The organism is Microbacterium sp., from assembly GCF_047607465.1.
In the GTDB taxonomy this organism is placed as follows: domain Bacteria; phylum Actinomycetota; class Actinomycetes; order Actinomycetales; family Microbacteriaceae; genus Microbacterium.
The window spans coordinates 1-11,132 of the sequence record NZ_JASGCY010000047.1 but is presented as its reverse complement, the minus strand read 5'-3'; the positions used below and the strand labels follow the sequence as shown (position 1 = coordinate 11,132).

General features: G+C 70.2%; 11 protein-coding genes and 1 pseudogene. 3 read left to right on the top strand and 9 right to left on the bottom strand.

The genetic code is table 11. From position 1 onward, the window contains the following. The 3 genes from QM568_RS05995 to rsmA all read right to left on the bottom strand — a co-directional run. Window positions 1-936, bottom strand: a 936-nt coding sequence (locus QM568_RS05995) for a 4-(cytidine 5'-diphospho)-2-C-methyl-D-erythritol kinase (RefSeq protein WP_415136833.1), incomplete at its 3' end; no start/stop codon positions are given. 7 nt (window positions 937-943) lie between these two features. Beyond that, a complete protein-coding gene (gene mgrA, locus QM568_RS05990; RefSeq protein ID WP_415136831.1) occupies window positions 944-2,011 on the bottom strand; it encodes an L-glyceraldehyde 3-phosphate reductase in 1,068 nt (355 codons plus the stop codon). Beyond that, window positions 2,008-2,856, bottom strand: a complete 849-nt coding sequence (gene rsmA / locus QM568_RS05985; RefSeq protein ID WP_415136829.1) for a 16S rRNA (adenine(1518)-N(6)/adenine(1519)-N(6))-dimethyltransferase RsmA — start codon at window positions 2,854-2,856, stop codon at window positions 2,008-2,010. Before rsmA ends, mgrA begins: the two co-directional genes overlap by 4 nt. 36 nt (window positions 2,857-2,892) lie before the next feature. On the opposite strand from rsmA, the gene QM568_RS05980 reads away from it, so the two are divergent. Beyond that, a complete protein-coding gene (locus QM568_RS05980; RefSeq protein ID WP_415136827.1) occupies window positions 2,893-4,137 on the top strand; it encodes an MFS transporter in 1,245 nt (414 codons plus the stop codon). Here QM568_RS05980 and QM568_RS05975 read toward each other — a convergent pair. The 4 genes from QM568_RS05975 to QM568_RS05960 are packed head-to-tail and all read right to left on the bottom strand — an operon-like array spanning window position 4,118 to window position 7,855. Continuing rightward, window positions 4,118-4,729, bottom strand: a complete 612-nt coding sequence (locus QM568_RS05975) for a GNAT family N-acetyltransferase (protein WP_415136825.1) — start codon at window positions 4,727-4,729, stop codon at window positions 4,118-4,120. The two genes, QM568_RS05980 and QM568_RS05975, sit on opposite strands and share 20 nt — an antisense overlap. 9 nt (window positions 4,730-4,738) lie before the next feature. Next, window positions 4,739-5,632, bottom strand: coding sequence for a TatD family hydrolase (locus tag QM568_RS05970; protein ID WP_415136823.1), 894 nt, complete (start codon window positions 5,630-5,632; stop codon window positions 4,739-4,741). Window positions 5,633-5,644: 12 nt separating this feature from the next. Beyond that, window positions 5,645-7,237, bottom strand: coding sequence for a methionine--tRNA ligase (gene metG, locus QM568_RS05965; protein ID WP_415136821.1), 1,593 nt, complete (start codon window positions 7,235-7,237; stop codon window positions 5,645-5,647). Between the two features lie 30 nt (window positions 7,238-7,267). Next, a complete protein-coding gene (locus tag QM568_RS05960) occupies window positions 7,268-7,855 on the bottom strand; it encodes a TetR/AcrR family transcriptional regulator (RefSeq protein WP_415136819.1) in 588 nt (195 codons plus the stop codon). A 33-nt stretch (window positions 7,856-7,888) separates the two neighbouring features. Here QM568_RS05960 and QM568_RS05955 point away from each other — a divergent pair, with 33 nt between their 5' ends. Beyond that, complete coding sequence (locus QM568_RS05955; RefSeq protein WP_415136817.1) at window positions 7,889-8,341, top strand: nuclear transport factor 2 family protein; 453 nt, start codon at window positions 7,889-7,891, stop codon at window positions 8,339-8,341. A gap of 138 nt (window positions 8,342-8,479) precedes the next feature. Here the strand turns inward: QM568_RS05955 and rsmI are convergent, their stop codons facing one another. Further along, a complete protein-coding gene (gene rsmI, locus QM568_RS05950) occupies window positions 8,480-9,301 on the bottom strand; it encodes a 16S rRNA (cytidine(1402)-2'-O)-methyltransferase (RefSeq protein ID WP_415136815.1) in 822 nt (273 codons plus the stop codon). 35 nt (window positions 9,302-9,336) lie between these two features. Here rsmI and QM568_RS05945 point away from each other — a divergent pair, with 35 nt between their 5' ends. Then, complete coding sequence (locus QM568_RS05945; RefSeq protein ID WP_415136813.1) at window positions 9,337-10,833, top strand: dolichyl-phosphate-mannose--protein mannosyltransferase; 1,497 nt, start codon at window positions 9,337-9,339, stop codon at window positions 10,831-10,833. A gap of 1 nt (window position 10,834) precedes the next feature. Here QM568_RS05945 and QM568_RS05940 read toward each other — a convergent pair. Beyond that, a pseudogene (locus tag QM568_RS05940) lies at window positions 10,835-11,132 on the bottom strand (thioredoxin domain-containing protein); the annotation flags it as partial.

Genomic DNA, 11,132 nt, shown 5'->3' with positions numbered 1-11,132 from the left:
GTGCAGCGACTCCGCCCCTGCCCCGCACAGCGCCGCCCCGGCCCCGCGCGACTCCGCCCCTGCCCCGCGCAGCGCCGCCTGCACGCGCCCCGCGCTCTCTGGGTCCGCGCAGAGGAGGGCGACGGTCGGGCCCGACCCCGACACGATGCCCTGCAAGGCGCCGGCGCGGATGCCGCGCTGGATCACCTCGTCGAGATCGGGACGCATGTCGATCGCCGCGGCCTGCAGATCGTTGAGCAGGCTCGTCGCCAGCTGCTCCGCATCACCGGAGCGCAGCGCCTGCAGCACCGCCACCGGCACGTCCAGAGACAGCGGCGGGTCATCGGCGAGAGCGCCCTCCTCGGCGCGCAGCTCGTCGAGTCGGGTGTAGACAGCCGGCGTGGACAGCCCCTCGTTGCTGGTGACCAGCACCCAGTCGAAGCGCCCCCGCGCGAGTGCGGGGTTGAGTCGGTCGCCTCGGCCGGTGCCGACCGCGGTGCCGCCGTGCAAGGAGAAGGGCACGTCCGCGCCGAGCCGGGAGGCGAGCTCGTGCAGGCGCGCCTGCGAGAAGCCGGTGCCCCACAGCTCATCGCACGCGACCAGGGCCGCCGCGGCATCCGCCGATCCTCCGCCCATCCCGCCGGCCACCGGCACGCTCTTACGCACCTCCAGCGCGACACCACCGTGGTAGTCGGCGGCCGCCGCGAGGAACTTGGCCGCGCGCATCGCGAGGTTGCGATCGTCCAGCGGCACGGAGTCGGGATCCGCCGCCCCCGACACCGTGATCGAGAAGTCGGCGGCCGGACGCGCGATGACGTCCTCGTAGAGCGAGACGGCCTGGAACACCGTCGCCAGCGCGTGGTATCCGTCATCGTGCCGTCCGCCGACGCCGAGGTACACGTTGATCTTGCCCGGCGCCCGAACGTGCACCGATCCGTCCGACCGCGCCAGGCTCATCGTCGGCTCACAGGTCCGAGGACGTCGCCCAGAGATTGACGTCGATGGCGCCCGACAGCTCATCGATGCGCTCCAGTTCCGCCGCCGAGAACGCAGGGCCGTTGACGGCCGCGATGTTCTCGTCGAGCTGCTCCGGCCGCGAGGCCCCGATGAGCGCCGAGGCCACGACCGGGGTACGCAGCGTCCACTGCAGGGCCATCTGCGCGAGTGTCTGACCGCGCTCGCGGGCGACCTCGTTCAGCGCGCGCAGGGTGGCGACGGCATCCGCTGTCAAGGGCGCGTCGGGCAGCGAGCCGCGCTTCTGCGCGCGCTCTGCCGTGCCGTCGCCGAGGTACTTGCCGGTGAGGAGCCCCTGCGCGAGCGGGGTGAACGCGATCGCGCCGAGGCCCGACTGCTCGAGGGTCTCGGCGAGAGCGCCCTCGACCCAGCGGTTGAGGATCGAGTAGGCGGGCTGGTGGATCACGAGAGGGGTGCCGAGCTCCTTCGCCACCGCGACCGCCTCGGCGGTGCGCTCTGCGCTGTACGAGGAGATGCCGACGTAGAGCGCCTTGCCCTGCCGCACCAGGGTATCGAGCGCGCCGACGGTCTCGCCGATCGGCGTCACCGGGTCGACCCGATGCGAGTAGAAGATGTCGACGTAGTCCAGGCCCATCCTCGTCAGCGACTGCTCGGCGCTGGCGAGGATGTACTTGCGGCTCGCGAAGTCGCCGTACGGACCCGGCCACATGTCCCAGCCGGCCTTCGACGAGATGATGAGCTCGTCGCGGTAGGGGCGCAAGTCCTCGGCGAAGATGCGGCCGAAGTTCTTCTCCGCCGACCCATAGGGCGGGCCGTAGTTGTTCGCCAGGTCGAAGTGCGTGATGCCGCGATCGAACGCGTGCCGCAGCAGCGCACGCTGGTTGTCGATCGGGATGTTGTCGCCGAAGTTCCACCACAGACCCAGCGAGATCGGTGGGAGATACAGGCCGGATGTGCCGACCTGGCGGTACTCGAACCGTCCGTAGCGGCCCTCATCGGCCGCATAGGGCCGGTGGATCTCGGGGACGTCGGGGCGGAAGCGGGGCGAAGCGGTCACGGTGCCAGAGTAGTCGCTGCGATGCGCTGGTAGTCGTCGACGGCGAGGTCCTCGCCGCGTGCGGTCGGCGCGACGCCCGCGGCCTCGAGCACAGCGGATGCTGCGGCGGAGCCGCCGTACAGACCCGACAGCGCCTGGCGCAGCATCTTGCGGCGCTGGTTGAACGCGGCATCCACGATCTCGAAGGTGCGCCGGCGCTCCTCGATCGTCCCCCGCTCGCCCGCTGCCCGATCGAACCCGACGAGCAGGCTGTCGACGTTCGGCACCGGCCAGAAGACCTGGCGCGACACGGTGCCGGCGAGCCTCCATTCGCCGTACCAGGCCGCCTTGACGCTGGGGGCGCCGTAGATCTTCGAGCCCGGCTTCGCGGCGAGGCGTTCGGCGACCTCGGCCTGCACCATCACGACGCCGCGCTGCAGATGGTCGAAGGTCTCGAGGAAGTGCAGCAGCACAGGGACCGACACGTTGTACGGCAGGTTCGCCACGAGCACCGTCGGCTCCCCCGGCAGCTCCGTGACCCGCAGGGCATCGGCGTCGACCACGGTCAGCATCCCCTCTGCCACCCCGTGCTCGGCCGCCGTCTGCGCCAGCCGGGCCGCGAGGCGGTGGTCGATCTCCACGGCGGTGACCGACGCCCCCGCCTCGAGGATGGCGAGCGTCAGTGAGCCCAGGCCCGGCCCGACCTCCACGACCTTCTCCCCCGGCTGCACGCGCGCGGCGTGCACGATCTTGCGGACGGTGTTCGCATCGACGACGAAGTTCTGCCCGAGCTTCTTGGTCGGAGTCACATCGAGTTCGGCGGCGAGGGTGCGGATCTCGGTGGCGCCGAGCAGGGTGACGGTCATCAGACCATTGTCCCCCACGACCGGTAGTCTTCACGGGTGCCAACCCTGGGAGAGCTGATCGCGCCGCGCCGGATGGGCAGAGACTTCCGCTGGTTGCTCGCCTCTTCGTGGACCAGCAACGTCGGCGACGGCATCGCGCTGGCCGCCGCTCCCCTGCTGATCGCGTCGATGACGTCGTCGCCGATGCTCGTCGCGTCGGGCGCGATCCTGCAGTTCCTGCCCTGGCTGCTGTTCGGGCTGCACGCCGGCGCCATCGCCGATCGCGTCGACCGACGGCGCCTGGTGATGATGGCCAACGCCGCGCGCGCCGTCGTGCTCGCCGCGCTCTGCGTCTTCCTCGTCACGGGAGCGGCGAACATCGGGATCGTGCTGGCGGTCGCCTTCCTCTACGGCACCGCCGAGGTCTTCGTCGACACCGCGGGCAGCACCCTCCTGCCGATGGTGGTCGAGCCCGCCGACCTCGGCATCGGCAACGCCCGCCTGCAAACGGGCTATCTCGTGGCGAACCAGTTCGCAGGCCCTCCGCTGGGCGCTTTCCTCTTCGCCGCAGGCGCCGCCTGGCCGTTCCTCGTCGAGATCGTCTGCGTGAGCCTCGCCGTCGTGCTCATCTCGCGGATGGCACGCACACCGGTGCCGCCGCGGGGCCCTTCGACGAGCTCAGGGAGCCGCGCGGCGGTGCACACTGATATCGCCGAGGGCGTGAAGTGGCTGTGGCACAATCCGCCGGTGCGGATGCTGGTGCTGATCATCCTGCTCTTCAACGCGACGTGGGCGGCGCCGTGGGGCGTCCTCGTGCTGTACGCGACCGAGCACCTTGGCATGGGGCCAGTGGGTTACGGGGCGCTGACCACGGCCTCCGCGGTCGGCGGGCTGCTGGCCACAGCGAGCTTCGGCTGGCTCGAGCGGCACGTCTCGTTCGCGACCCTGATGCGCATCGTGCTGACGCTCGAAGTACTCATGCACCTCGCGTTCGCGCTGACGACCACGGGCTGGGTGGCGCTCATCATCATGTTCGTCTTCGGCGCCTACTCGTTCGTCTGGGGAACGATCTCGACGACGGTGCGTCAACGGCTCGTGCCGCAGGAGCTGCAGGGCCGGATCGGCTCGGTGAACATGGTCGGGGTGTTCGGCGGCATCGTGATCGGACAGGCGCTCGGCGGTGCGCTCGCCGAGACCTGGGGGCTCACCGCCCCGTGGTGGTTCGCGTTCGCGGGCGCCGCGATCACCCTCGTCGTCGTGTGGCGCCCGATCTCGCAGATCGTCAGCGCGAAACCGGTGTGACGCCCCGGCGGCGCCGTGCGAGCCGAGCCTCGAGCCCGTTCCGCACCGCCGGCCACTCATGCGGCAGCACCGAGTACACGGCCGTGTCGCGCAGCGACCCGTCGGGCATGATGCGGTGGTTGCGCAGGATGCCGTCGAGCTTCGCGCCCAGCCGCTCGATCGCAGCACGCGACTGCCGGTTGTGGAAGTGCGTGAGGAACGTCACCGCGATGGCATCGCACGCGCCGAACGCGTGCGCGAGCATCAGCCGCTTCATCGCCGGGTTCACCTCGGTGCCGTGCACCGAGGCTGCGAGCCAGGTGTAGCCGATCTCGATGCGGCGGTTCGGCTGGTCGGGGTTGCAGTACGACGTCGCGCCGACGACCTCGCCGGTGGACAGCCGGCGCACGGCGAACGGGTTCATCTGGCCGGCATCGCGCAGGGCGAGGCGGCGGTCGATCTCGGCCGGTACCTCATCGGATGCCGGCACCGACGTGTACCACGCGTGCTCGATCGTCGCCGCGGCCCTGGCGAGATCCGCGGCGTGCTGCGGGCTCAGCGGCTCCAGCCGCACGAACTCGTCTTCGAGGGTGATCGGATCGAGAAAGCGCATCCGGCCAGATTAGTCTCCGGTGGGCTGGTCCTCGAACGAACCGTAGACGCGGAGGGTGTTCGCCGCGAGCTGCGCGCACAGCTCGTCGAGGTCGAGACCGAGCTCGGCGGCCATGAAACGCACCGTGATCGGCACGAGATAGGGCGCATTCGGTCGGCCACGCAGGGGCACGGGGGTCAGGAACGGCGCATCGGTCTCGACGAGCACCCGATCGAGCGGGGTGACCGCGAGAGCATCGCGCAGGTTCTGCGCGCTCTTGAAGGTCACGTTGCCTGCGAAGGACAGGTAGTACCCGGCATCCGCGCAGACCCGCGCCATGGCGTCGCCGCCGGAGAAGCAGTGGAAGACGGTCCGCTCCGGGGCGCCGACCCTGGCGAGCGTCTCGAGCACCGCCTCGTGCGCGTCGCGATCGTGGATCTGCATCGCGATGCCGTGCTTCTTCGCCAGCGCGATGTGCGCCTCGAAGGACTCGAACTGCGCGGGGCGGCCGGGCTCGTCGGTGCGGAAGAAGTCCAGCCCGGTCTCGCCGATCGCGCGCGTGCGCGGGTGAGCGGCGAGCTCGTCGATCACGACGATCGCCTCGTCGAGCATGCCGTTCGCGGCATACGTCGGTGCGTCGTTCGGATGGATCGCGACAGCGGCGAGCACGCGCGGGTCGGATGCCGCAGCATCCACCGCCCAGCGCGACGACTCGATGTCACCCGACGCCTGGACGACGCCCGCGATGCCCACGGCCGCTGCACGGTCGAGCTGGTCGGTCAGCGACAGCGGCTCATCGCCGTCGAGGATCTCGAGGTGCGCGTGGTTGTCGTAGATCGGCACGGCGAGGGGCTCAGGAGCTGCGGGGTACCGCAGATCCTTGCGCCCCTCGCCGTCACGCCGCTGCACGTAGGTCTCAGGCACGCAGAGACTCCGTCAGGCCTGCTCGACCCGGGGGAACAGGGGTGCGAGAGCGTTCACGCTGGTCCCTGGGCGCAGCACGCCCCAGGATCCGGCCTCGCGGATCGGCTGGTCCTGCAGGCGTCCGATGCTCTCGGCGGCACCGAGCGCGATCCACAGCTTCTCGGTCGACTGCGGCATCACCGGCGAGAGCAGCACAGCCAGCGCGCGCAGACCCTCGGCGCACGTGTAGAGCACGGTGCCGAGGCGCTCGCGCTGCTCCTCGTCGCGGGCCAGCGCCCACGGCTCATTCTCGGTGATGTAGCCGTTGAGAGCGTCGACGATCGTCCAGATCTCCCTGATGGCCTCGTCGATGCGGAACTGCTCGATCGCGGCATCCGCGTTCTTCACGGTATCCGCGACGATCCTCTGGATCCCGAGGTCGGCCTCCGTGTATTCCGCGGCCGGCGGCACGATGCCCTCGAAGTACTTCTCGATCATCGCGGTCGTGCGCGAGGCGAGGTTGCCGAAGCCGTTGGCGAGCTCGGCCTGGTAACGGGCCGACAGATCCTCCCAGGAGAACGAGCCGTCCTGGCCGAACGCGATCGCCGACAGGAAGTAGAAGCGGTAGGCGTCGGAGCCGAACACGTCGGTGATCTCGGTCGGCGCGATGCCGGTGAGCTTCGACTTCGACATCTTCTCGCCGCCGACGAGCAGCCAGCCGTGCGCGAACACGCCCTTGGGCACGTCGAGACCTGCGGCCATCAGCATGGCGGGCCAGATCACGGCGTGGAAGCGCAGGATGTCCTTGCCGACCACGTGGTAGGCGGGCCAGCGGCGGGCGAACTCACCGGTCCCTGAGCCCGACGAAGGGTCCTCGCCGTAGCCGACGGCGGTGGCGTAATTGAGCAGCGCGTCGACCCACACGTAGATGACGTGCGACTCGTCCCACGGCAGCGGGATGCCCCAGTCGAACGCGGAACGCGAGATCGAGAGGTCCTTCAGCCCCTGCCGGACGAAGGAGACGACCTCGTTGCGGGCGGACTCCGGCCGCACGAAATCGGGCTCGTCCTTGTAGAGCTCGAGCAGGCGGTCCTGGAACTCGCTGAGCTTGAAGAAGTAGTTCTTCTCCTGCAGCAGCTCCAGCGGCTTCGAGTGGATCGCGCAGACCTTCAGCCCCTCGAAGGGACCGGTGCCGTCGAGGATCTCGGACTCGGGCTTGAACTCCTCGCACCCCACGCAGTACAGCGCCTCGTACTCGCCCGCGTAGATGTAGCCGCGGTCGTAGATGGCCTGCACGAACTTCTTCACCCGCGCCTCGTGGCGCTCCTGCGTGGTGCGGATGAAGTCGTCATTCGCGACGTCGAGCGTCTTCAGCAGCGGGAACCAGGCCTCGCTGACGAGGCGGTCCACCCACTCCTGCGGGGTGACGTTGTTGGCCGCCGCCGCACGCAGCATCTTCTGTCCGTGCTCGTCGGTGCCCGTCAGCATCCAGGTGTCGTCGCCCGCCTGCCGGTGCCAGCGCGCGAGCGCGTCGACAGCCACCGATGTGTACCCGTGGCCGATGTGGGGCACATCGGAGGGGTAGTAGATGGGCGTGGTGATGTAGAACGATTCGCCTGCGGGCATAGGAAGATTCTAGGCGGGGCGGCGGACCTGTTACGCCGTGCGGGCGAGCCCGAGGGCGTCGAGCGCCGCGGTGACGGTCAAGACGACGAGCTCCTCCGTGATCGGCGGAAGACCGGGCAGCGTGACCCGCATGAGGAGGGGGCCGGTGAGCAGATCCGCGATCCAATCGGCATCGGCGCCTTCGCGGATCTCGCCCCGCGCCACCGCCCGCGCGAGGATCACGTGCGTGAACGCCCGACGCGGTGCGAGGTAGCTCGAGACGAAGGGCTCGGCCCGCTCGGGATGCGCACTCACGTACGCCGCCCAGCCGATGAGCCCGCGCGACACCGCCGGGTCCGTGAACAGAGCCAGCTGGCGACGCTGCACTTCGAGGAGGTCCTCCACCAGTGATCCGGTGTCGATGTCGGCATCGAGTCCGTGCCGCTCGGCGAGCAGGCGCGGTACCACGTCTGCAAGGTCGCGGAACCGCCGGTAGAAGGCGGGCTTGTTCGACCCGGCGCGATCGACGACGTCGTCCACGGTGACCCGCGTGTAGCCGCGCTCGACGACGAGCTCGGCGAAGGCGTCGAGGATCGCCTCGTCGATCGAGGGTTTACGCGGGCGGCCGGCTGCTGTCATTATGTTACCAATAGTAACGTTTTGGAGGCCGACATGTACAAGACGATCGTCCGATCCCAGGTGCGGCGGGTCTTCGACCGGATCAATCACGGCGATTACCTCGCCATGGTCGACGGACTAGCCGACGAGTTCGTCTACGTGTTCCACGGCGATCACGCTCTCGGTGGCCGCCGGACCAGCCGGGAGGCGATGATCCGCTGGTGGGAGCGGACGCTGCGTCTGCTCCCCGGCGCGCGCTTCGAGGTCGAAGACGTGCTGGTCGTCGGCGGCCCGTGGCGGACGCGCGTCGCGACCAGAGCCCAGGTGTCGGGGACTCTCCCCGACGGCAGTGTCTACGCGAACACGGTCTTCCAGTTCTTGACCCTGCGGTGGGGAAAGGTCACGAATGTCGAGACGGTGGAGGACCTTCAGGTTCTCCAGCGCGCGCTCGACGCCATCGCCGCCTCGGGCGTCGCCGAGGCGCTCAGCCCGCCGATCGAGGGATGACCGCCGAGACCGCGGCGTGCGGGCGCGTGCTGATCTCGCCCGGCATCCGCATCCCGCAGTGGATCCGCGCTCATACAGTGCCCGCATCCGCATCCGGCCCCTGCAAAACGGCGAAAGCCCTGCAGGATGCAGCCGCAGTCACGGCTTCCGCGCGGCGAGCGCCGCCTGGTACAGGTCGCGCGCCGAGAGGCCGGTCAGGCCCGCGACCTCGGCGGTCGCCTCCTTCAAGCGGATGCCGGAGGCCACGAGCTCCTGCACCTGGGCGAGCGCGTCCTCCGGCGAGGCCTCGCGCCGCGGCGCCCCCTCCACGACCACGACGATCTCGCCCTTCACCCCGCCCTCCGCCCAGGCTGCGAGCTCGGACGCGCTCCCGCGCCGCACCTCCTCGTAGAACTTCGTCAGCTCCCGGCACACCGCGATGCGGCGGTCGTCGCCGAAGGCCTCCCCCATGTCCGCGAGCGACGACGCCAGCCGCGACGGCGACTCGAAGAACACCATCGTGCGCGGCTCGGCGGCGAGCGCCCGCAGCGACGAGCGCCGCTCTCCGGGCCTGCGTGACAGGAAGCCCTCGAACGTGAACCGGTCGGTGGGGAGCCCCGAGATCGCCAGCGCCATGATGACGGCGCTCGGCCCGGGTACCGCTGTCACCGTCACACCCTGCGCGACCGCCGCGGCCACCAGGCCGTACCCCGGGTCGCTGATCGCCGGCATCCCGGCGTCGCTCATGACGACCACGTCCGATTCCAGGGCGAGAGCGGCGAGCTCGGCGGCCTTCTGCTTCTCGTTGTGATCGTGCAGGGCGATCAGCCGGGGCCGGTTCGAGATCTGCAGGGCCTGCAGCAGCCGACCGGTCGTGCGCGTGTCCTCCGCCACGACGACCTCCGCGTTCTCGAGCACCTCGATGAGGCGCCGGGAGGCGTCGCCGAGGTTTCCGATGGGGGTGGCGGCGAGGATGATCACCGGTTCAGCCTATGCGGGTTGTCTAGGCTGTAGCGGTGACCGCGCCCGCCTCCCTGCTGCCCGCCACCCGGCACCGCGCGCTGCGCTGGCTCGCCCCTCTTGCCCTCACGGTGCTCGCCGCCGTGCTGCGCCTGGTGAATCTCGGCCACCCGCATGAGCTCGCCTTCGACGAGATCTACTACGTCAAGGACGCCTGGTCGCTGTGGACGCTCGGCTACGAGGGCACGTGGGGCGACAAGGCGAACGAGGCGTTCGTCTCCGGCGGTGAGCTCCCCCTCGACGCCGCCGGCGCATTCATCGTGCATCCGCCGCTGGGCAAGTGGCTCATCGCCCTGGGCATGGCGGCGACCGGCCCGTACGACAGCACCGGCTGGCGCCTGGCGAGCGCGCTGCTGGGCGCAGGAACCGTGCTCCTCACCTATCTCATCGCGCGACGACTCTCCGGATCCACCGCCGTCGCCTCGGTCGCCGGGCTGCTGCTCGCGATCGACGGCCTCAGCATCGTGCTCAGCCGCATCGCGCTCCTCGACGGCATCCTCACCTTCTTCATCCTGCTGGGCGCGCTGTTCATCCTCATCGACCGGCAGCGCAGCATCCCCCTCATCGACAGGCCCGACGACGAGGCTCCCGATCCGATGTGGGGGCCGCTGCTCTGGCGGCGACCCTGGCTCCTCGCCGCCGGTCTCGCGCTAGGAGCCGCGTGCGCGGTCAAGTGGTCAGGGCTGTACGCCCTGGCGGCCTTCGGCCTCTACGTCGTCGTCACGGATGCTCTCGCCCGCCGTCGCGCGGGAGTGGCGCTGTGGCCGTCGGCTGCGGCCTTCACGCAGGGGCCGATCTCGTTCGTGCTGCTCGTCTTCCCCGCCCTGGGCGTCTACCTCGTCAGCTGGACCGGCTGGCTGGCGACGGCGGGCGGCTACGACCGCGACTCTGACCCGAACCCGCTCCTCGCGCTGTGGAACTACCACGAGGCGATGATGAGGTTCCACGTCGGGCTCTCCAGTGGCCACCCCTATGCGAGCCCCGCGTGGCAGTGGCCTCTCCTCGTGCGCCCGACCGCCGTGTGGGTGGGCAGCGACCAGAAGGACTGCGGCACCGACCACTGCATCGCCGTGATCAGCAGCATCCCCAACCCGCTGATCTGGTACGCAGGCGTCGCTGCGGCCGTGTACCTGCTCTGCCGCCTCGCGCGCGCCCTCATCGACCGGACCCCGATCGATCCCGCTCTCACCTACCCGCTCATCGGGCTCGCCGCCGCCTACGTGCCCTGGCTGCTGTTCCCGGAGCGCACGATCTTCCAGTTCTACACCGTGGCGATGATGCCGTTCCTCGTGCTCGGGCTGGTGGCGGTCCTGCGGGTGGTGGCCGGCCGCCCCGACGATCCGCTGCCCCGGCGCCGGTCGGGTCGGCTGACGGTGCTGATCTTCCTCGTCTTCGCCGTGCTCGTCTCGGCGTTCTTCTACCCGGTGTGGACGGGGATGAGCGTGCCGTACGAGTTCTGGCTCGTGCACAACTGGATGCCCAGCTGGATCTGAGTCAGCGCTCCCTCTCGATGAAAGCCGCCTCGGCCATCGGCAGCCGGCAGACGAACGCCCGGCAGTCGTAGGCGCGCTCCGACGGTTCCGATCGTCCAGAGAACAGCTCGAAGCCCGCGGCGGCGAACGCCTCGGCCTGCGCGGGCGACACGACCGCGACCAGGTCGGCGTCGGCGGCGCGCGCGGCCTCGGCCAGCGGCCCGTCCGGTCGGTCGGTCACCACGACGAGTTGGCGCGGCGGCTGGGCGAGGACCGCGGCGGCGCGCAGCAGCGCGCCGTGCGCGAACGGCTGCGCGAGG

Coding starts and splice junctions, on each gene's coding strand:
- rsmA (WP_415136829.1), bottom strand. CDS start 2,856: ATGACCGTCACCCTGCTCGGCGCCACCGAGATCCGCACCCTCGCCGCC.
- QM568_RS05975 (WP_415136825.1), bottom strand. CDS start 4,729: ATGCGCTTTCTCGATCCGATCACCCTCGAAGACGAGTTCGTGCGGCTG.
- metG (WP_415136821.1), bottom strand. CDS start 7,237: ATGCCCGCAGGCGAATCGTTCTACATCACCACGCCCATCTACTACCCC.
- QM568_RS05960 (WP_415136819.1), bottom strand. CDS start 7,855: ATGACAGCAGCCGGCCGCCCGCGTAAACCCTCGATCGACGAGGCGATC.
- QM568_RS05955 (WP_415136817.1), top strand. CDS start 7,889: ATGTACAAGACGATCGTCCGATCCCAGGTGCGGCGGGTCTTCGACCGG.